18 protein-coding genes and 1 pseudogene are annotated in these 21,929 nt (G+C 43.2%); 6 read left to right on the top strand and 13 right to left on the bottom strand.

Translation table 11 applies throughout. From position 1 onward, the window contains the following. Nucleotides 1-3: 3 nt before the first annotated feature. Complete coding sequence (locus tag MSG93_RS01305) at nucleotides 4-1,212, bottom strand: integrase family protein (protein WP_324619259.1); 1,209 nt, start codon at nucleotides 1,210-1,212, stop codon at nucleotides 4-6. A 269-nt stretch (nucleotides 1,213-1,481) separates the two neighbouring features. Between MSG93_RS01305 and MSG93_RS01300 the strand changes: the two genes are divergently transcribed. After that, entirely contained in the window at nucleotides 1,482-1,625 is a 144-nt protein-coding gene (locus MSG93_RS01300; protein WP_004771301.1) for a hypothetical protein, read from the top strand. A gap of 74 nt (nucleotides 1,626-1,699) precedes the next feature. Here the strand turns inward: MSG93_RS01300 and serC are convergent, their stop codons facing one another. Further along, nucleotides 1,700-2,779 carry a 3-phosphoserine/phosphohydroxythreonine transaminase gene (gene serC / locus MSG93_RS01295; RefSeq protein WP_324619256.1) on the bottom strand — a complete coding sequence of 360 codons (1,080 nt, stop codon included), beginning with the start codon at nucleotides 2,777-2,779 and terminating at the stop codon, nucleotides 1,700-1,702. Between the two features lie 348 nt (nucleotides 2,780-3,127). On the opposite strand from serC, the gene MSG93_RS01290 reads away from it, so the two are divergent. The 4 genes and pseudogenes from MSG93_RS01290 (at nucleotide 3,128) to MSG93_RS01275 (ending at nucleotide 8,032) form a co-directional block, all read left to right on the top strand. Continuing rightward, complete coding sequence (locus MSG93_RS01290; protein WP_324619254.1) at nucleotides 3,128-4,624, top strand: TolC family protein; 1,497 nt, start codon at nucleotides 3,128-3,130, stop codon at nucleotides 4,622-4,624. Between the two features lie 12 nt (nucleotides 4,625-4,636). Continuing rightward, complete coding sequence (locus MSG93_RS01285; RefSeq protein ID WP_324619252.1) at nucleotides 4,637-5,800, top strand: HlyD family secretion protein; 1,164 nt, start codon at nucleotides 4,637-4,639, stop codon at nucleotides 5,798-5,800. A 3-nt stretch (nucleotides 5,801-5,803) separates the two neighbouring features. After that, a pseudogene (locus MSG93_RS01280) lies at nucleotides 5,804-6,923 on the top strand (ABC transporter permease). Continuing rightward, complete coding sequence (locus MSG93_RS01275; protein WP_202740109.1) at nucleotides 6,920-8,032, top strand: ABC transporter permease; 1,113 nt, start codon at nucleotides 6,920-6,922, stop codon at nucleotides 8,030-8,032. The pseudogene MSG93_RS01280 and the gene MSG93_RS01275 overlap by 4 nt, the downstream one beginning before the upstream one ends. A 25-nt stretch (nucleotides 8,033-8,057) precedes the next feature. Here the strand turns inward: MSG93_RS01275 and gyrA are convergent, their stop codons facing one another. The 7 genes from gyrA to xerA all read right to left on the bottom strand — a co-directional run bounded on the left by gyrA (nucleotide 8,058) and on the right by xerA (nucleotide 16,996). Beyond that, on the bottom strand, nucleotides 8,058-10,787 hold the full coding sequence (gene gyrA / locus MSG93_RS01270; RefSeq protein ID WP_005284510.1) for a DNA gyrase subunit A: 2,730 nt from the start codon (nucleotides 10,785-10,787) through the stop codon (nucleotides 8,058-8,060). Between the two features lie 345 nt (nucleotides 10,788-11,132). Continuing rightward, the gene (locus MSG93_RS01265) at nucleotides 11,133-11,789 is read right to left on the bottom strand and encodes a hypothetical protein (RefSeq protein WP_262768441.1); all 657 of its coding nucleotides are present in this window, start codon (nucleotides 11,787-11,789) and stop codon (nucleotides 11,133-11,135) included. A 213-nt stretch (nucleotides 11,790-12,002) separates the two neighbouring features. After that, nucleotides 12,003-12,965 carry an MBL fold metallo-hydrolase gene (locus MSG93_RS01260; RefSeq protein ID WP_324619247.1) on the bottom strand — a complete coding sequence of 321 codons (963 nt, stop codon included), beginning with the start codon at nucleotides 12,963-12,965 and terminating at the stop codon, nucleotides 12,003-12,005. Between the two features lie 87 nt (nucleotides 12,966-13,052). Beyond that, nucleotides 13,053-13,892: an AraC family transcriptional regulator gene (locus tag MSG93_RS01255; protein ID WP_324619245.1), complete on the bottom strand. Its 840-nt coding sequence runs from the start codon at nucleotides 13,890-13,892 to the stop codon at nucleotides 13,053-13,055. Nucleotides 13,893-13,968: 76 nt separating this feature from the next. Continuing rightward, complete coding sequence (locus tag MSG93_RS01250) at nucleotides 13,969-14,904, bottom strand: FAD-binding protein (RefSeq protein ID WP_004771288.1); 936 nt, start codon at nucleotides 14,902-14,904, stop codon at nucleotides 13,969-13,971. 17 nt (nucleotides 14,905-14,921) lie between these two features. Then, nucleotides 14,922-15,671: an electron transfer flavoprotein subunit beta/FixA family protein gene (locus MSG93_RS01245; RefSeq protein WP_004771287.1), complete on the bottom strand. Its 750-nt coding sequence runs from the start codon at nucleotides 15,669-15,671 to the stop codon at nucleotides 14,922-14,924. A gap of 431 nt (nucleotides 15,672-16,102) precedes the next feature. Beyond that, on the bottom strand, nucleotides 16,103-16,996 hold the full coding sequence (gene xerA, locus MSG93_RS01240) for a site-specific tyrosine recombinase/integron integrase (RefSeq protein ID WP_324620641.1): 894 nt from the start codon (nucleotides 16,994-16,996) through the stop codon (nucleotides 16,103-16,105). Between the two features lie 160 nt (nucleotides 16,997-17,156). Between xerA and MSG93_RS01235 the strand changes: the two genes are divergently transcribed. Further along, nucleotides 17,157-17,768: a LysE family translocator gene (locus MSG93_RS01235; protein ID WP_324619240.1), complete on the top strand. Its 612-nt coding sequence runs from the start codon at nucleotides 17,157-17,159 to the stop codon at nucleotides 17,766-17,768. Between the two features lie 49 nt (nucleotides 17,769-17,817). On the opposite strand, the gene dapF is transcribed toward MSG93_RS01235, so the two are convergent. The 4 genes from dapF to MSG93_RS01215 form a co-directional block, all read right to left on the bottom strand. Further along, nucleotides 17,818-18,672, bottom strand: coding sequence for a diaminopimelate epimerase (gene dapF, locus MSG93_RS01230; RefSeq protein WP_324619238.1), 855 nt, complete (start codon nucleotides 18,670-18,672; stop codon nucleotides 17,818-17,820). 6 nt (nucleotides 18,673-18,678) lie between these two features. Continuing rightward, nucleotides 18,679-19,929, bottom strand: coding sequence for a diaminopimelate decarboxylase (gene lysA, locus MSG93_RS01225; protein WP_324619236.1), 1,251 nt, complete (start codon nucleotides 19,927-19,929; stop codon nucleotides 18,679-18,681). A gap of 22 nt (nucleotides 19,930-19,951) precedes the next feature. Further along, complete coding sequence (gene lptM, locus MSG93_RS01220; protein WP_324619234.1) at nucleotides 19,952-20,188, bottom strand: LPS translocon maturation chaperone LptM; 237 nt, start codon at nucleotides 20,186-20,188, stop codon at nucleotides 19,952-19,954. A 146-nt stretch (nucleotides 20,189-20,334) separates the two neighbouring features. Further along, nucleotides 20,335-21,747 carry an amino acid permease gene (locus MSG93_RS01215; RefSeq protein ID WP_032871928.1) on the bottom strand — a complete coding sequence of 471 codons (1,413 nt, stop codon included), beginning with the start codon at nucleotides 21,745-21,747 and terminating at the stop codon, nucleotides 20,335-20,337. Between the last annotated feature and the right edge of the window lie 182 nt (nucleotides 21,748-21,929).

The raw sequence follows: 21,929 nt of genomic DNA, 5'->3' as shown, positions 1-21,929 counted from the left end.
GCTTTACCCTTTTAATCTCTGTAATTTTTCAATCCATTTTTCATAAACTTCTGCCTGTTCAAGCACATACCCATACAAATCATATACCTCTTGGTTATTAGGCAGTACATGCCCAATCATGATCTCATGAATATCTCGATTTTTTGAGATTGCACTAAAGTTAGTACGTGCTGTTCTGCGCAGATCGTGAAGCGTCCAATGTTCCATAGTTTCTTTTTTGAATCTTTTCACCCAGCCGATCACACTATTCGGTAATGCTGTAGATGCTGGATCCGTCATGTACTCTTCAATTTTCTTACCGTTGCTGAATAAATACTTACCTTCACTTAACTCCATAGCCTCACGGATTAAATCTTCCATGTATGGCAAAATAGGGCGAATCAAGGTCTTTTCGTTCTTATACCCGGTTTTATGGTTAGATGGTGGGACCTTCCAGATTTTGCGGTTCAAATCAAAATGTTTCTTTTCTGCCCTTCTTAACTCACCATTGCGACACGCAAAGATCAAGCACAATTCTAAAAATATTTTATTTTTAGCACTTAATCTTGACCATTTTAAACATTCATAGAAAACTACAATTTCATCGTCTGTTAAAACACGCTTGGTTGGTATCGATGTAATATTAAGGTCAGCTTTTGGGTATACATCAGCAAGAATATTGGTTTGAATATATTTACGCTTAGCGGCCCATTTCAGCATTTGTTTGGTATTCGATAAAAGGTTTTTTGCTGTGCCGGGTATACGCCCTGCTAAATCTTCAAAAATCCCTAGCCAATCACTTATATCAATTCGATCAATAGGATGATTACCCAACTTATTAAATAGGTGATTCTCAAACATGCGCTTAATGCTTTTATGCTCTTTCTTATTTTTAGAGCAATAAGATTCATACCACATTAAGAAAACTTCTTTGAATGTGACAGGGTTTATATTCTTTTCTTTCTCAACCAGTAGTTCTAATTTTGGGTTTTTATTTTGGTCTAACAGCCCACGGAGGCGTGTAGCCTCCAAGCGTGCATCTTTGAGGCTTATGTGGGGGTAAGTACCAAGATCAACCCTTTCTTGCTTATTATTGAATCTATACCGCAACTGGAAGACAATCTTGCCTTTAGGTGATATTCTAACGCTCATAGAGTCACGGTCGGCAACAACTTCAACCGCATCTCGCTCTTTACCATTATTTGCTTTCAGCCAAGCTTCAGATAATGCCATTTCAAACTCTAAAAATAATATGTACACAAAACTGATTTAAAAATCAGAATAAGCCATTATGTACACGAATATGTACACAAATGACATGAAATAGAGTGTTGCATTATGAAATGGTTGGTAATGGTGAAACAAGCTGAGAATTGAAGTTTATATGTTTTTTGTGAAACGGTATGTATTACAGTGAAATTGATCTTTATTCATACTGATATTTATGCTAAAACTGCTCTTGAGTGACAAAAAATCACATAAATGGCATTTTAGGCGTTCTAATGAAAATTATACCAGAACAAACAACCACCAGTCTGATTCATTCGAGTGATCAAGGTCTTAAACTTGATGTTGGTGCTTTTTGCTTTTTCTTACTCGGTATGTTCTTAGCAGCACTTATTTTTCATCAAATTGGCTTTTTCTGATTTTTGCCCATACCCTTATTCATATATAAAAGCCCTCAATGATGAGGGCTTTTATTTTAACTGCTGTTTATGGCTTAACCATGACGTTTCGCAAAATCATCCATAAAGTTAACAAGAGCCTGTACACCTTCTAACGGGACGGCATTATAAATACTTGCACGCATGCCTCCTACTGAACGGTGGCCTGCCAAGTTCAATAAGTGATGCTGTTCAGCTTCTTTCAAGAAAGTCTTTTCAAGTGCTTCATCCGCCAAGGTAAATGGTACATTCATCATTGAACGGTTTGGCACTGCAATCGGATTGTTATAAAAGTCGCTCGAATCAATATAACCATATAATAACTTGGCTTTTTCCTGATTCACTTTATAGATGGCATCTACTCCACCCTGCTCAAGCAACCATTCAAATACCAGACCTGATAAATACCATGCGTAGGTCGCCGGGGTATTGACCATTGAACCATTTTTGGCTTGATCTGCATATTTCAAGATGCTTGGAATTTCCGGCTTGGCCTGATCGAGTAAATCATCGCGAATAATAACGATGGTCAAACCTGCTGGGCCGATATTTTTTTGCGCACCGGCATAAATCAGACCAAACTTGCTGACATCCAATGGTGCAGACAAAATGCTAGATGAATAATCACAGACCAAAGGTGCATTCACATCTGGAATAGCAGCGAATTGCAAACCACCAATCGTTTCATTATCTGCATAATGCACATAGGCTGCATCATTCGACAGATTCCAAGTACTCTGTTCAGTGATCGCATGTTTACCATCAATAAGCGTACCCGCTTCAACGATATTAATATCGCCATAGCGTTTCGCTTCTTTTAGCGCTTTTTCAGACCAGATGCCGGTATGGATATAGTCTGCCTTGTTATTTTTACCTAACAGGTTCAGCGGAATCGCCGAGAACTGCAAGGATGCCCCACCTTGTAAAAACAGTACTTTATAGTTTTCTGGAATGTTCATGAGCTTACGTAAGTCAGCTTCAGCCTTCTCTGCCACGGCAACATAGTCATTGCTACGATGACTCATTTCCATGATCGACAGACCTTTGCCCTGCCAATTCAACAATTCTTGTTGAGCTTTTTCTAAAACGGCAGTAGGTAATGCAGCAGGACCAGCGCAGAAATTATAAGCACGCATGAGTTTTCCCTTGTTAAAGTGGAACAAATTGGAATGGGAATTTAATCATAGATTGGCGAAGCTTGCAGCAGCTTATGCAGTAAATATTTCAATTTGACTGCAAAAAAAGTATTAATTTTTCAATCATGTTTTGTCATTACAATTATTTTAGGCCAAACTTGCCAGCCCTTTTCCCGAACCTAAAACGTCCCAGTTTTTCACCATTTTATTTAGATTAAAAACTCTACTTTTTACAAATTCACTACACCAATCTGAGCCATATAACTATTTAATTAAAAACATAATATTTTAATTTTATAAAAAGAATTTAGACTAACGCAGGATATTATTAAATTGCGACATAACCTGATGTTGAAACAACATGACCGACCGGATTTCAAGGTCAAACGCTTTCCCAAAATGTTAAGCTTGAGTATAAGCCTGATCAGCTGTGCCTTATTTTCATCTTCTGTATGGGCCCAGACATTCAGCTATAGCGAGGCTGAACAGTATGTGGTCGAAAATGCCTATGCCTCCCAAGCCCAACAAGCTCTGCAACAAGCTTCACAACTTGAGATGGAAGCGGTTAAAAACTTGGGCCTTCCCCGTATTGATTTAAATGCCCGTGCTTATTCATTCCATAGTGAAACCAGCGTGCCTTTAGGCTCAAGCAAACGACGACTGGAAAATTCATTGGCCCGTGGTTTTGATGACAAGTTATCGCAATGGGAAAATGTATTACCGCCTGAAGTGATTGATCAGGTTAGTCAGGGATTTGATCAAACCGTAAGTGAAGGCCTGAATCAGGTGCCGAACAATGTAGATGTTACGGTTAAAGACCATGATGTGCGTACCTCAGTTTCCATGGTGATGCCGCTCTATACCGGCGGTAAAATTAGCAGCGCCAAACAGATTGCCACCATTCAGGCACAACGCTCAAATATTAGCGAAAAACAACAACAAGACTCGCAACGTTTTGAGATGATCCAGTCTTATTTTAATGTGCAATTACAGCAGCAATTACTCAATGCCAGCCTGTTTAATTTAAATGCCATGCAGGAACATTATGACAATGCCCTTAAACTGGAGAAGCAAGGCTTTATTAATAAGGGCCAGCGCATGCAATTTGAGGTAGCACGTAATAATGCGCAACGTAGCTATCAAAATGCTCAATCGAACTTACAAGCCAGTCAGTTTAGCCTGCAAAATTTGCTTAAAACCAGAGAAAGTTTAAATCTCACTACGCCCCTATTTGTGAATAATGCACAAAACCATTCTCTGGATAAAATGCTGGCAAATTATGATCAGAATTCCAGTCTGATCAAAAAGCTGCAAATGGACACCCAACTGGCCAATGAAAATGTCAAGGTTCAGCAGTCAGCCAAAAAACCGAGTGTTTTTGCCTTTGGTGAATATGGACTGGACAGCAAAGAGAACTGGATTGTCGGCGTCATGGCAAAATACAATTTATTTTCGGGTATCGATAACAATAAAAACATCCGTGCCGCCGAACTTAAAAAGTATGCAGCCGAACTGATGACTGAACGCACCAAGCAGGAAGTCGAAAATGTGTTGTATAAGTCTTATAGCGAATTAAGTTCCTCACAGAATAGCCATCAATTGCTGGTTCAAAACACCAAAGCGGCACAAGAAAACTTACGTATCCAGCAGCTTTCCTTTAAGGAAGGTATGGGCACGGCGACACAAGTGATTGATGCACAAAACGCCCTCAGTGCTTTAAAAAGCGAAATGGCGCTTAATTCATATAAATACATTTTATCTTTAGCAACACTTTTACAAAGCTATGGCTCGATTGATGAGTTCAAGCTGTATGTTCATCAACCACGTACTGACTATATCCGTTAATTGGAGAATTTTATGAGCCAAGATCAATCATCATCCAATTCAGAACGCGATAAAAATCAAGTGGACAACAAGACTGAAACGCAAGCGTCTGAATCAGCTCAAGCGCAAGTAACCACAACTGAGCAAGTTGCGCAGCCACAACCTGAGACATCAAATTCCAATACACAGCAGCCATCGAACGAGCCCACTAAAAAAGGCAAGGCAAAAATCATCGGCCTGATTATTTTGATTCTGCTTTTGGGTTTAATTGCTTTTGGCTTGTGGAAAGCTTATCAACCGCAAGCCATTGAGTTGCAAGGTCGGGTTGAGTCAGAAACCGTGCATATCAGCACCAAAGTGCCTAGTCGTATCGAAGAGTTCTATGTTTCTGAAGGCCAGCCGGTTAAGAAAGGTCAGGCACTGGTCCGCTTTGTCAGCCCGGAACTTGAAGCAAAAAAAGAACAGGCTCAAGCAGCTTTACAAAGTGCAACTGCATTCCATTCCACCGTTTATCGTGGTGCTCAACAGGAAAATATTGAGACCCTGTATGCCAACTGGCAAGCCATGAAAACCCAGGCAGAATTGGCAGCAACCACCTATAAACGTGGTGAAACCCTTTATCAGCAAGGGGTGATTTCTCGTCAACGTCGCGATGAAATGCGGGCTGCACAGACCTCTGCACGTGAGACTGCCGAAGCTTCTTATCAACAGTATGCCCGTGCCAAACGTGGTAGTACCGAACAACAGAAATCAACTGCGGATGCACAAGTGGCGATGGCGCAAGCGGCAGTCAAAGAAGCCAACGCATTGACAGCAGAAACCAAACTGTATTCACCAACTGACGGAACTGTTTCTAAGACCTATGGTAAACCGACAGAGTTAGTCGCAACAGGCGTGCCTGTGGTCAGTATTATTGAAGATCATGATTTATGGGTCAGCTTAAATGTTCGCGAAGACATGTACAGCGCTGTGTATCAAATGAAAACCATTGAAGGTTTTATTCCGGCTTTAAACCAGAAAGTCACTTTTAAAGTCAAAAACATTGATGCCGAAGGTGATTTTGCAACCATTAAAACCACGCGTCAAACTGGTGGTTATGACATCCGCAGCTTTAAATTCCATTTGGTGCCCGAGCAACGCATTCCAGATTTAAAAGTCGGTATGAGCGTACTCTTCAAAATCGAAGAGGCCAAATAACCGATGTTTGCTGTCATGCTTCGGGAATTACGCTATCTCAAACGCCATAAAGTCGATCTGTTTATGGCGGTTATCGCCCCATTGCTGGTGATTCTGCTGTTTGGCAGTATGTTTTCAGCCGGTAAGGCTGAGCATCTGCCCATTGTAGTGATTGACCAGGACCAGAGTGAAATGAGCCGTAAGGTGATTCGTAGCTTAAGTCTGAACCATACGTTACAGGTCAAGACCATCACTGCCAGTCAGGATGAAGCAGAGCGCCTCATCAATAAAACAGAAGCCTGGGGATTCGTGATGATTCCCGAAGGTGCTGAGCAACGTCTGGTCAAAGCACAAGATGCACAAATCAGTATCGCCTATAACCAGTCATTTTTTAGTATCGGGAATACCATTTCCTCAGCCATGCTCATCAGCACCCTGAATGGCATGGCGGAATATATGGGACAAAGCTATCTGTCCAATACGATCCCCTATCTGGACATGCCCACCCCACACATCAAGATCTCGACCTTATATAACCCAAGCATGAGTTATGAGTTATTTCTTGAACCGTTTATGGTGCCAGCCGTTTTACACTTATTGCTCTGTTGCTGCGTGGCTTTTGCCATAGGGCAAGAGTTTAAGCGCAAAACAGTGGGTGAATGGGTCAGTTCCAAACAAGTGGTTTCCAGCCTACTCGGTAAAATATTGCTCTATGTCTTTATTTTCTGTGCCTGGACCTGGTGCTGGATGTTCTGGTTAGCACAGATCCGCGGTTACTTCATTGCAGGTTCACTCACGCTGATTTTGGTAGCACAATTTTTACTGTATTTTTCCTATGCTGTGATCAGCAGCACCGTGGTACTCGCTACCTAAAACCTTTGGTTTTATTGCTCTTTATGGTGGTTCTTCACCCAGCTTCTCAGGAATTACCTTACCCTTGAACAATGCGCCTGCATTTACCCAGTTCTGGTCAATGATTATTCCCTATACCCCTTATGCCAAGCTGCAAACCGAACAGTGGATTATCGGCAGCGATCTGCATGTCTCGATGGTTCCCTTTGCTATTTTGCTGGTCTTCGCGAGCTTATTCTTTGCGTTAAGCGTGCGTCTGTTGAAGAAAAATACTCAGGAGCTGAGCGCATGAAGTCATTTTTCAGCTATTACCTACAGACCTTTAAGAATATTTTTGCCAACAATTCGGTATTTACCACCCTGATTGCAGCAACCCTGCTATATAGCTTCTTCTACCCAACCGCTTATAAAGCACAAACCGCAGAAGATATTCCGATTGTGATTGTGGATGAAGAACAAAGCATTTTGACTTCAAAGATCATTAGTCAGGCCTCGAATAGTCCGCATATCAAGATCACCACGGTGACGGATAATTTTCTGGAAGCACAGCGCATGGTGCAGAACCAGCAAGCGGAAGGTATCTTGTTACTGCCTGAGAACCTCACTAATAGCTTGAAACGCGGGGAAATGGGCGGCATTGGCCTGTACTTGAGTACAGCCTATTTTATTCGGACCAAAGAGGTTGGCGTGGGTTTGGCAAGCTCAATCGAATACACCCTGAAAGAACATTTAGAGAAATTCGGTAATGCCTCTGCTTTCGAACCAGAACTTTCGATTCATCAGATTCCCTTGTTTAATACCATGTCAGGTTATGGCAGTTATATCTTCCCTGCTGTGGCCAGCCTGATCATTCATCAGACTATTGTATTGGGTCTTGCCATGCTGATTGCCAGTTACCGTGAACAGGGCTGGGTGGCAAAACCGGTTGAATTTTGGGCCACATTTGCCGCCATTTTTACCACTGGCTGCCTGAGCTGTCTATATTTATTCGGCTTTACCTTCTGGTTGTATGAATTTCCACACGGTGGCAACTTCTGGGGCATGTTGCTTGCCGTTCCAATCTATGTCAGCTGTGTGATTGGCTTGGGCATGCTGCTCGGTTCACTGGTGGATATGCCTGAACGAGTTGGGCATCTGATTGTGGTGACTTCTGTTCCATTGTTCTTACTGACTGGCACAGCCTGGCCGCATGAAGCCATGCCGCACTGGATGCAATGGTTGGCTTGGATTTTTCCTTCAACACATGGTGTCCAGATGTTTGTCCAGCTCAATCAAATGGGTGTACCAACCTCTATTGTGGTACCAAAACTGATTTATCTAGCTACTGTCGCTGCAATTTTACTGGCAATTTCTTATTACCGTTTAGTAATGATGCAACCCATAAAAAAAGGAAGCTCATAAGCTTCCTTTTTTATTACCTCAATGATTACGCTTCAGGCGCATCATCTTTTGGCTCAGCAACCACTTCTTCAGAAGTCACTGTTTCAGCTTCGGTATTTTCAACTTCATCTATAGCATCTAACTCTTCGTCATCTTCTACAGCTTCAATCGAAACCACGCCCACCAGGGTTTCAGCATCGCTTAAGCGGATCAAGCGTACACCTTGCGCATTACGGCCTGTGGTTGCCACTTCAGCAGCGCGGGTACGTACTAATGTACCGCCGTCAGAAATCAACATCAGTTCTTTGCTTTCATCAATCGATACTGCACCCACTAGCTCACCATTACGTTCGCTGGTCTTGATCGCAATTACACCCTTACCACCACGTTTCTTGGTCGGGAAGTCATCTACTGGAGTACGTTTACCATAACCGTTGGCACATGCACACAGCACTTCACCCGTTTCAGGTACAACTACAAGCGAAACGATACGGCTGATGACATTTGAATCTGATGAATCATCATTGTCATCGCTGTCATCATTTTCAACGTCAGCATCTTCAGCTTCGATACTGTTGCTTGCAAAGCTGACGCGCATACCACGTACACCTTTGGCGGTACGACCCATCGCACGAACATCAGTTTCAGCAAAACGGATCGCCTTACCTTCATTCGAGAACAGCATGATCTGCTGGTTACCGTCGGTAATCGCAACACCGATCAAGGTATCTTCTTCATTCAGCTCAATCGCACGTAAACCGTTTGAACGGACATTGCTAAATTGTGCAAGTTCAACACGTTTTACCGTACCTGATGCAGTCGCCATGAATACGTAATGGTTCTCAGGGAATTCAGTCAACGGTAAAATAGCAGTAACGGTTTCATTCGCTTCGAGAGGAAGTAAATTGATAATTGGACGACCTTTGGCACCACGAGATGCTTGCGGTACTTCAAATACGCGTAAGCGATATACCTTGCCGACATCGGTAAAGCACAGCACGGTTGCATGGTTCGACGCCACAATTAAATGCTGGATGATGTCATCATCTTTCATTGCAGTGGCAGACTTACCACGACCACCACGACGTTGCGCCTGATAATCAGAAAGCGGCTGGGTTTTCGCATAACCGGTTTGTGAAACTGTCAATACCACCTGTTCTTCAGGAATCAGATCTTCACGACAGAAATCAACACCAGACTCGACAATCTCAGTACGGCGGCCATCACCATATTGTTGCAAGATCAACGCCAGCTCTTCACGAATTACGTTCATCAACAAATTGAAGTCATTCAGAATCGCTGTTAATTCAGCAATTTGGCCTAAGATTTCAGTATATTCAGCGTGTAACTTGTCTTGTTCCAAGCCCGTTAAACGGTGTAAGCGCAATTCTAGAATCGCGCCAACCTGAGTTGGTGACAAGCGATAAATATCACCTGACAAGCCAAATGGACGTGCCGGATCTTCGCCTTCAATCTCGTCTGGACGAACAGAAATCGCGCCTGCTTTTTCCAGTAAGGCAACCACACCGCCACCTGCCCATTCGCCAGCCTGTAAACGCTCACGCGCCTCAGCCGGATTGGCAGAAGTCTTGATAGTCTCAATAATGGCATCAATATTAGCCAAGGCAACGGTCAAACCTTCCAAGATATGACCACGCTCACGCGCCTTACGCAGTTCGTACATGGTACGACGCGTCACAACTTCTTGGCGGTGACGGATAAATGCCGCAATAATATCCTTCAGGTTCATCAACTTCGGCTGACCATTATCCAGGCAGACCATGTTGATACTGAACGAGTTTTGAAGTTGGGTATGCAAGAACAGGTTATTCACTGCAACTTCTGCATTTTCGCCACGTTTCAAGTCGATGGCGATACGCATCCCTTCTTTATCAGACTCGTCACGAAGCTCAGAAATACCTTCAATTTTCTTTTCTTTGACTAACTCGGCAATACGTTCAATGGTTTTTGCTTTGTTGACCTGATAAGGAATTTCAGTAAAGACGATCGTGGTACGACCTGTTTTCTGGTCTTCTTCGAAGTGATATTTACCCCGAATATGCAAACGGCCCTTACCGGTACGGTAGGCATCTACAATGCCCGATTTACCGTAAATGATACCGCCTGTAGGGAAATCCGGGCCCGTGATGTGCTCCATCAATCCTTCTACAGAAATATTCGGATTATTGGCATACGCCAGACATGCATTGACCACTTCGGTCATGTTGTGTGGCGCCATGTTGGTCGCCATACCCACTGCAATACCCGTCGTACCGTTAATCAGTAGATTTGGAATACGCGTTGGCATCACCTGAGGAATACGCTCGGAACCGTCGTAGTTATCTTCCCAGTCAACCGTATCCTTTTCCAGATCGGCCAAAATTTCATGGGTGAGCTTTTGCATACGAACTTCGGTATAACGCATTGCTGCCGCGCTATCCCCATCGACCGAACCGAAGTTACCCTGACCATCCACCAGCATGTAACGCAAACTAAAGTCCTGCGCCATACGAACGATTGTTTCATATACTGCGCTATCACCATGCGGGTGATATTTACCGATTACGTCACCGACAACACGAGCAGACTTTTTGTACGCTTTGTTATAATCATTGCCCAATTCGTGCATCGCATATAATACGCGACGATGAACAGGTTTTAGACCGTCTCTCACATCTGGCAATGCACGAGATACGATTACGCTCATCGCGTAATCTAGATATGAATGCTTGAGTTCGTCCTCAATGGCAATCGGTCTGATTTCCGATACGCTCATGCATACTCCTTGTTTACAGGTAGAGAGTTGTACCTGTTTTTATGTCTTCAATCTTGCAAAAATTCAGCTCAAAGACTTGAACTAAAATAAAAAATACAGCGAAAAATTATAGCATAAAGCACAAAATAACGGTAAGTTTAAGCCTGCAAAAATAGCATTTTTTTACAATAAAAAGGATATATAAATGAATGACTTAAAATTGCTAAAAACAGAAAAGCGCCGATAAAAATACTTTGCCCAGCGGTTTGGATAAAAAAGCAGCAAACCCTGCTGCAAAAGTCGCTGATTTAACGTAATTCCGCATCGGTTAAGACCCGAGCTAAACCGTTTAAAAAGTCTCTATTTTTATTGATAGGGCTTGGGTGAAAGTTCTGACTGCATCGCCGGCATGAGCTTGTCCTGTTCAGTCACCCGATCCTGCTGCATAAAATAAAAAGCAGAACAGAACAGTGCCAGGATAAATGGATTTTCGTAGAGCTCTTCCACGATATCCTGATTTGCAGAATAGCTTAATAACCAAGTATCTATAAAGCGATGATGCTCGACGCTATCGGCGAAAAATAACGATACAACAGCAATCAGCAAATACCAGAACGGCAACTTGAGCTGTTGCCACTTATACTTGATTTCAGCTCTTAAGTGCGGAGAAAACAGCATCAGAACCACAGGTGCAATCACAAAAATTGAAATGATCCGATAATAGACATGCGGAACTTCAGGAAAAAAATCACGCCCCCAACTAATGCTTCGTCCAAAGAACATCAACCACCACGCCATGGCCCAGATCCAGAACCATTTCTTCTGCTCAGTTAAGGTCTTGGGTTTGACATAGAACCAGGTGAACGGAACACAAGCCAATAACACAATGGCCTGAAAAGCTTCCAGAACATGGACATTCCATGTCAACAGTACAGCACTTTGGGCAATGGCTAGAAATGCGGTGAGAGTTAAAAGGGAGAATAAAAACAATACAACGCCATTTAAGCGGAAATCAAACTTCATTATTCAACAAAAAAACCAGCGAAAATAAAAGTCTAACAAAAGTGTACTAATCAGTACACTTTTAGCTTGATTGAAATTAACCATTAAGAAAAACTTAATTTAATACGATTTAAATCAGTACGTTAAATTAGCAACAGTATCGTTGCATAAAGGAAACGCTCTGTCTCATAAGCTTGAAGCTTCTATCAGCGAAGAAAAAATCAAAGCCACCCTTCACTGTTCTGGGCGATATTGGGCTGGAATCCATTGATAGCCGTGCGCATTCTTGCCGATATGACCAATGCCGGGAAAAGCCACATGTGCAGCGCCAATCCACCATTGATGCTGATAGGCTTGTTCAAAGATATGTTTACGCACTGCAATAGCACTTCGGGAATCCGTATCCGGTTTATAGCTGGCTTCGGGATAAGGAAATTGCACCGCAGCATAATGCACCACATCCCCCAGTCCCAAAAATTTTTGTCCATTTTGTCCATCCACCAGATATGAGGAATGGCCTTCGGTATGTCCCTGCGTGGTGATCAGTTCAACATTCGGCACATGGAAAGAGCTTTTGGTAAAGGCATTCAACTGTCCTGCCTGCTGATAAGGTTGTAATGCATCGCGGGTCATTTTAAATAAAGGTTTGAAGAAATCAGTGGCTTTTGCTTCGTTCTCTGCTGATGTCCAATAGTCGACATCCGCTTTGGCCAGATATACCTTGGCATTTGGGTAGAGCATTTTTCCGTTTAGGCTAATGCCACATAAATGATCAGGATGGGCATGGGTAATCAAAATCGTATCAATCTGCTCGGGCTGTACCCCTGCCTTTTTCAGGTTTTCCGGGACATGTCCCAAGCTTGAACCAAAGCATTGGGACGTGCCCGCATCAATTAAAATATTCTGGGTGGGAGTTTGGACCAGATAAGCCGAAAAGTCAGTCACGATCTGATTGTGCTCATCGACAGGTACAAAATTCTGAGCAAATAACTGATTGGCTTTTTCCGATGAAATTCCCAGCAAATCGCTACGAGGCAAGCCAAGTTCGCCATCAAACAGCGCCGTCACTTTCAGATTTCCAATCGGTTGTAAAAAATATCCTGCGACCTGCTTGAGCTGAGGACTGGATTCAGCATGGACAGTAGCTGCACTAAACAATAATGCAAACAGAACCGGTTTTAATAATTTCACGTTCATCACCTCGACATTGGATTGATTTAACTCTAAGTATTTCTAGTGTTCAAAATCGCTCAATCATCGACGTGAATCGCTCAATCTGGATGATTACAAAGCTAAAACGTTAGGATCAACCTGATAACGCTGTATGAATCGGGCACGGAACGTCGTAACCGATTGATAGCCGGACTTCGCTGCAATCGTTTTCATCGGCAGTTTGTTTGAATACAACAACTCCAGTGCATAGGCAAGCCTAGCACGGGTAATGATTTCCCTTAGAGAAGTCTGTTCCTGACTGAGTTTACGCCGCAACGTGGCACTGCTTAAACCTAGGCGCGCCTCAAATTCACTGGATTGCCATGCATGTTGTGGCTGCTCCAGCACCCACTGGTAAATTCGTTTGGAGAGTTGTGGAGCAGGAACAATCAATACATCGGAACAATGCTGTTGACATAGCTGCACCAGTATCGCTGCAATCGACAAACGTGCCTTGACCAGATCCTGTTCAAATAAAGCGGTTTGCCAGCTTAGAAGATGAGGTGCAAAATCATGGATTGAAAACCGTAAGATTGCTTCTGTTTTATCGGTAATCGGCTTGGCCCAGATCATCTGTGCAGCCTGAATCACCTCTTCACACATCGGCACCAGAATGGTTAGATATTCGCCCGTTTCCGGATCTGGAATATTGACGGTATCGGCAACAGTATCGGGCTTGATAATAAACAGGTCACCCGCACGTAGATTCACCTGCTGATGATACAGCTTTAATTGTTTCTGCCCATGCAAAATCATGCCCATATGCAACTGGTTCACTTGAATATTCGCTAGCCCATGCTGGTTTTTCGCCCGAATACATAAGTAATCCCGCGCCATATCTGCACGTGCCAAGCTGACCAGCGAATGATGTAAATGCTGTGCATCCATCGTAGCAGCAGAATCAGTATTCATCATCTATCCAATAAAAAACGCCCTTGTGCAATGTATAGCACAAGGGCGTTTTCTTGAATAAGTAGCAGACTATAAATTACAGTTTGCTTACCAATTCTGGAACAACAGTGTTTAAATCGCCCACTAACCAGTAGTCAGCAACGCTGTTGATCGGCGCTTCTTCGTCTTTGTTGATTGCAACAATCACTTTAGAGTCTTTCATACCTGCCAAGTGCTGAATCGCACCAGAGATACCAATCGCCATATAAAGATCAGGCGCAACGATTTTACCCGTTTGACCAACCTGGAAATCGTTTGGTACGAAGCCAGCATCTACCGCAGCACGTGAAGCACCTTGAGCAGCACCAAGCTTGTCAGCTAATGGATCAAGGACTTTGTGATAGTTCTCACCAGAACCTACACCACGACCACCAGAAACCACGATACGTGCAGCAGTTAACTCTGGACGATCAAGTTTCACGATTTCTTCGTTTACAAAGGTAGAAATACCAGCGTCTTTTGCTTCAGCAACCGCTTCAACCGCAGCAGAACCACCTTCAGCAGCAACTGCATCAAATGCTGTACCACGAACGGTACCCACGATGATTGCTTCGTCAGATTGAACAGTTGCAATCGCATTACCTGCATAGATCGGACGCTTGAATGTATTTGCAGATTCAACAGCGATGATGTCTGAAATCATGCTGACGTCAAGAAGTGCAGCAACACGTGGAAGAATGTTCTTACCCGTTGTTGTAGATGCAGCTAATACGTATTTGTAACCGCCTTTCGCGATGTCAGCAACTAAGCCAGCAACGTTTTCAGCCAATTGGTTTGCATAAGCAGCATTGTCAGCAAGTAATACTTTGCTCACACCAGCAACTTTAGCAGCAGCGTCTGCAACTGCTTGAGCGCCAGAACCAGCAACCAATACAGTAATATCACCACCGATTTTTTGAGCTGCCGCAACAACGTTTAAAGTTGCACCGTTAAGTGTCTGGTTGTTGTGATCAGCGATAACTAAAATACTCATGATTTTATCCTTCTGTATTAGATCACTTTCGCTTCGTTTTTCAATTTTTCAACAAGCTCGTCTACAGACTTCACTTGTACGCCAGCTTTACGTTCAGCAGGAGCTTCAACTTTAATTGTTTTAAGCTTAGTGCCTGTTGCAACGCCATAATCAGCAGGTGATTTGGTATCAAGTGGCTTTTTACGCGCTTTCATGATGTTTGGAAGAGCAGCATAACGTGGCTCATTCAAACGTAAGTCAGTCGTGATGATTGCAGGAAGTGCAAGCTCAACAGTTTGTAAACCACCGTCGATTTCACGAGTTACCTGAACTTTACCGCCGTCAACTTTAACTTCAGATGCGAAAGTACCTTGACCTGCACCCAGTAAAGCACCAAGCATCTGACCTACTTGGTTAGAGTCGTCATCAATTGCTTGTTTACCAAGAAGAATAAGTTCCGGTTTTTCAGCATCAACTACGCCTTTCAAGATTTTAGCAACTTCAAGAGCGCCAACTTCATCAGCAGTTTCAACTAAAATACCACGGTCAGCACCTAGCGCCATTGCAGAACGAATTTGTTCTTGAGCTTCTTTAGCACCCACTGAAACCACAACGATTTCAGAAACTGTTCCTTTTTCTTTTAAGCGAACCGCTTCTTCCACTGCGATTTCACAGAATGGGTTGATTGACATCTTAACGTTGGTAAGGTCAACCCCACTATTGTCCGGCTTAACACGAACTTTAACGTTGGCATCAACCACACGTTTTACAGCGACAAGAGCCTTCATGTAATCCTCGGCTGTTCTAAGCAAGTAAATGTAATGAAGAGTATTCTAACTCTTCGATTGAAACTTTTTAGGTGCCCTATCTTGCAATGTATTTGGCATTTCGGTCAAGTCACAATTTCCGCTACAGCCATAAAAAACATGAAACGCTCAGTTCACAAATTGAAAATAATGATTCATTCTATTTATTTAGCTCATCAAGATGATGAATATTAAACTTTGATTTTTTTAATATTTTATAAAATTCAACGATCTAAACCAGCATTTTTCATCAGGATTGCAACGATCTGTAACGGATCGTTTCCTGCAAATTTGGTTGCCTTTTCACTTTTATAAAAACGTGGCAATTAAGTAATAACATCAATTCAACAAATGTACGGAATAAACTGGAAAAGTAGACGACGATTAATCGTTCAAATTTGCAACATAATATATCAGGAACTCGCCTTTTGCGCCCGCGGATGGGTTTGATCATACACTTTCGCCAACTGATCAAAGTCGACATGGGTATAGATCTGGGTGGTAGAAAGATTGCTATGTCCCAACATTTCCTGCACAGAACGTAAATCGCCACTGGCAGAAAGCATATGACTGGCAAAACAATGCCGTAATAAATGCGGATGCAGGTCGACATTGACACCTGCTCGTTGTGCTTGCAGCTTGACCCGATTTTCAATTTGACGTGGCGTTAAGGCATTGCCACGTTGCGAGATAAAAACCGCAGAATCCGCATGAAAGCCACCTTGCCAGATCCGATAGATTTTTAGCCATTCCACCAGACTATCTTTGGCTTTGCTTCCAAATGGGACTATGCGGGTTTTATTGCCTTTACCTGTGATACGTAATAACTGCCGATTGAAATCAATATCCTTGATGCTTAAGCCTTGCAATTCTGCCAAACGCAAACCACCGGAATATAGCAGTTCCAGCATGGCTTTATCGCGTCGCCATAATTGCTGCTCAACAGGTTTTTCGGGGGCAGCCTGATCTAGAATTTGATGAACCGTCTCAATATCAATCATGCCCGGTAAAGGACGTGGCTGGCGCTTTAATTTAAAATCTTCAGATGGATTCTGCTCCAGATAGTGTCCTTGCTCTGCCCACTTCATAAATTGGCGAATAGAAGTCAAATGTCGCTGCAAGCTACTGCTACTCAATTGATCTCGTTCGACACGGGCAGCCAGATATTCTCTCAGGTCAGAAGCTTCAATATCCTGGAACTGTAATTGCTTTTGTTCACAAAACCGGAAGAAATCAGTCAAGTCGCGTTGATAGGCCGCAATGGTATGTTCCGACTGATTTTGAATCATCCGTTCTTTTAACCACATGGATAGAAGTTTTGCAGGGGTTTCCAAATGACGCTCCATGCTGAAAACAAGACCTAGCGACAGTCTAGCAAATTTTTCCCTCGATTCCTGCTAAACCTGCTCGAACAATGTAGTGCACTGTACTACAATCATTTTTCAAGTTTTAAGTGGTGCCCTCATCATGACAACAATGCTTATTCCCTATCTGATTGCAATTACCCTGCTGACCATTACCCCCGGGCTTGATACCACACTGATTATCCGTACCGCAACGCTTGAAGGTAAGGCCAAAGCATTTCAAGCGGCCTTGGGGATTAATCTGGGTTGTATCGTGTGGGGAGTCATTGTGGCCTGCGGATTGGGCGCCTTATTGATGACCTCGGATCTGGCCTTTAATATTTTAAAATGGATGGGCGCCATTTATCTGGCCTGGTTAGGGCTCAATCTGATCTTGAAACCTCGTAGCCAGCTCACTGGTCTGAATGATTCTACGACGGCGCAAAACTGGTTTATCAAAGGTTTTTGGGGCAATTTGCTTAATCCTAAAGTCGGTATTTTTTATATTTCCTTTTTACCGCAGTTTATTCCCCAGTCCTCATCTCCAATCATCTGGACCATGGGCTTGGTGATGATTCATGTGGTAATTGGGTTGTTCTGGTCGATATTCCTGATTGTTGCAATGCAGTCCATTTCAGCCTATTTAAAACAACCCAAATTTATTCAATATATGGATCGGATCACAGGCAGTGTATTTATCCTGTTTGCACTCAAGCTGGCTTTCAGCAAACGATAAAGCATAAAAAAAGCGCGTTTTAAAAACGCGCTTTTTTTATCTGGGTTGATCACCCCTGAAAATATCTTAAATCCAGACGGGCATCATAGACATGCGTGGTTGGACCTGTCATCCACACCACATCCCCTTCACGCCAAGCAATGTGTAATTTACCGCCCGCAAGCTGAACTTCAACTTCATTGGCAAGTAAGCCACGGCGCATCCCACTGACTGCGGCTGCGCAAGCCCCTGTACCACAGGCCAAAGTCTCGCCAACACCTCGTTCATACACACGTAAACGGATATGCTTTTCATCCATAATTTGCATAAACCCCGCATTAACACGTGCAGGGAAACGCGCATGTGATTCCACTTGTGGCCCCATCCGTTCTACATCTGCCGTTAATACATCAGGAACGATGGTCACCGCATGCGGATTTCCCATGTTCACTACATCAATATTAATACTTTGATTATCTGCCAATGCTAGTGCGTATAAGCCTTCAGTATCTTCATGCGCTTGCGTCACAAACGGAATCTCTTCTGGAAGAAACTTCGGTTGCCCCATATTGACACGCACCCAGCCATTGGCACCCAATTCAGGTTCAACAATCCCCGCTTTGGTTTGTACACGGATTTTGGTTTTGGTGGTCAGTTGACGCTCATGGACAAAACGGGCAAAACAACGCACCCCATTACCGCATTGCTCAACTTCCGAGCCATCGGCATTGAAAATTCGATATTTAAAATCAACGTCCGGTAAATCGGGTGGTTCAACAATCAATAGCTGATCAAAACCCACCCCAAAATGACGATCTGCCAAACGCTGAATCGTGACTGTATCTAAATAAGCGCGCTGGGTAACGAGATCAACGACCATAAAATCATTGCCCAAACCATGCATTTTGGTAAATTCTAAATACATCTCAACTTATTCCTCAGGCAATAAATGTTCTTTTTCCCAAAGTGATTCTATGGTTTCACGCTCACGAATTAAATAGGCTTGATCACCACTGACCATCACTTCGGCAGCTCGGCCACGGGTATTATAATTAGAGCTCATCACAAAACCGTATGCACCGGCACCCAGCACCGCCAGTACATCATTTTCCTGAAGCGCCAAATCACGCTCTTTACCGAGGAAATCGCCTGTTTCACAGATCGCACCGACTAAATCCCATGTTTTCACTTCAACATCAGCACTCGGATTCACCGATTGAATATCCATCCATGCTTCATATAAGGCAGGACGAATTAAATCATTCATCGCCGCATCAATAATGGCAAAGTTACGGTGGCTGGTTGGTTTGAGTAAATCCACTTTGGTTAATAATGCGCCCGCATTGGCAGAAATGCTACGCCCCGGCTCCATATAGACTTTGAGGCCGAGCTTTTCTAAAGCTGGACGCATGGCATTGGCATATTCTTCAACACTTGGCGGCGTTTCATCTTTATAACGCACGCCCAAACCACCGCCAATATCAATATGTTTGAGGTTGATCCCCAGACTTTTCAACTGCTCGATCATTAAAATGACACGATCCAGCGCATCGACAAAGGGTTGCTTTTCCGTCAGCTGTGAACCGATATGGCAATCGATTCCGACAATCTCCAGATTCGGTAATGACGCTGCATATTGATAAGTTTCATTCACCGTATCACTTGGAATACCAAACTTGTTTTCTTTCAAACCGGTTGAGATATAAGGATGCGTATTGGCATCCACATCAGGATTTACACGCAACGAAATCGGTGCTTTTTTGCCAAGTTTTGCTGCGACTTTCTGAATGCGGTCCAGTTCGGCATGCGACTCCACATTAAAGCAGGCAATCCCAACATTTAAAGCCTTTTCGATATCCGCTTCAGATTTACCCAAACCGGAGAAAACAATTTTTGCAGGTTCACCACCGGCTGCCAGTACCCGTGCCAATTCGCCACCTGTCACGATGTCAAAACCCGCACCCACTTTTGCCAATACACGAAGAACAGCCAGATTTGAGTTTGACTTAACTGCAAAACAGATTTGATGATCAATAAAATCAAAAGCACGATGCATATCCAAATAATGCTTTTCAAAAGTGGCTTTTGAATACACATATAAAGGCGTGCCATATTGCTGCGCGAGCTGATCCAGTGAACATTGCTCAGCGTGCAATACTCCATTAATGCGAGTGAAACTCATGAAGATGTCCTTATTTACAAACTTAAGGTGAGATGGTCTGTGATTGCGGCAATGATGTTGCCTGGCTGTCCTGTTCTACGTCATCAGTGTTTACATCAGATGAGGTTTTAGCCTGAGTCGCTTCATTTTTATAAAGCAGATATTTTGCGCGTTTATCTTGGTTTGGATCAGATGGCAAATGCAATTCACCCGTCTGGCCACAGGCAGTTAAAACAATACTGCTTAATAATAAACTGATCGAACAAATGACTTTAAGCATCTGAGCACCTAACTTTTACAATTCGGAGCAGTATAGCGTGATCATTGGATTGGCTAAAGTCTAAACTTGAATGAATCAGGCAATAACCCTAAAAAAAAACGCCGACTTTAAAGGTCGACGTTGTGATACTTCAATCTGGTTACTGCTTATTTTTTTCTATAGAAGAAATAACCAATCGCCAGAATGACAAACCAGATCGGGCTGACTTTGAGCGATTCTAATGTGGTTTCATCCAGTGCAAGGAAGTAAATCGTTGCAAGGAAGAATAAAATCACGACCCAGCAAGTGAACACTCCACCTGGAAGTTTAAAGCTTGATTGCGCATGCAACTCTGGACGGTTTCTGCGGTAGTTAATATAACTCCACATGATAATGATCCATACGCAGATGAACAGAATGGTTGATAGTGTTGTTGCAAGCGTAAATGCTGTGACTTCATCATTGGTACCGGTCTGCAACTTATAAACAAACTGCACGAATGCACCGATAAAGATACAGATTGACGAGAAGATCAATGCTTTAGACGGAACAGCCGATTTAGACAGTTTTCCAAACAGTTTAGGCGCTTGTTGATCTGTCGATAGACCAAACAACATACGACTGGTCGAGAAAACACCACTGTTCATGGATGACATCACCGAAGACAACACCACCAGATTCATGATAATCGCAGCAGATGCAATACCTGCTTGTGAGAAGATATTAACGAATGGACTCACTTTAGGATTGATCTGATCCCAAGGCGTCACACACATCACCACAAACAAGGCCAATACATAGAAAATAATGATACGGATCGGAATCGAGTTAATCGCTTTTGGTAAGTTACGTTTTGGATCTTGCGTTTCAGCAGCCGTGGTACCAACCAGTTCCACCCCGACAAAGGCGAAAATTGCAATCTGGAAGCCCGCTAGAAACCCTTCCAGACCTTTCGGGAACATGCCGCCATGAGTCCAGAGATTTGAAACACTTGCGACTGTTCCTGAAGCATTGGTAAAGCCGGTAAAGATCATCCATAGGCCCACCGCAATCAACACAATAATTGCAGTAATCTTCACCATTGCAAACCAGAACTCCATTTCACCGAATAATTTAACGGTGACCAGATTCAGGCCCAGTACAAACATGATCGCGACCGTACTAATCAGCAATCCACCTAATGGCGTAAATGACTCTCCACCATTAAAGAATTCCAGATAGTAAATAATGGCCGATAAATCAGCGATACCGATGGTGACCCAACAGAGCCAGTAGGTCCAGCCGACAAAATAACCCGCCCAAGGGCCGATCAGATCGGTCGATAAATCGATAAAAGATTTGTAGTTCAGGTTAGACAGTAACAGTTCCCCTAATGCACGCATTACGAAGAACACCATCAAACCAATGGTCATATAAATAAACAGGATAGATGGCCCAGCCAAACTGATGGTTTTACCAGACCCCATGAACAATCCTGTTCCGATTGCACCGCCAATCGCAATCAACTGTAGATGTCGATTAGATAGACTACGGTGAAGTCCGCTTTGCTCAGCAGCCTCACTCAGATTTTGATTCGACATTTTACAAAAACTCTCCAGTGTTTTTTAATCCCTTAGCTAAAACCAGCTGTTTATAACGATACATACCCTTTTCAGTATCTTTTTTCGCTATCCATGCTTGGGCTTGTTTTAGCTAAGTAATGTTGTACCTGTATTTGTCAAAATACAATTGAATTCGATCATACGCACAAGGCCAAAACAAT

It is taken from the genome of Acinetobacter sp. IK40, assembly GCF_035615075.1.
GTDB lineage: Bacteria > Pseudomonadota > Gammaproteobacteria > Pseudomonadales > Moraxellaceae > Acinetobacter > Acinetobacter courvalinii.
This window is presented reverse-complemented; position numbering and strand designations above follow the sequence as displayed.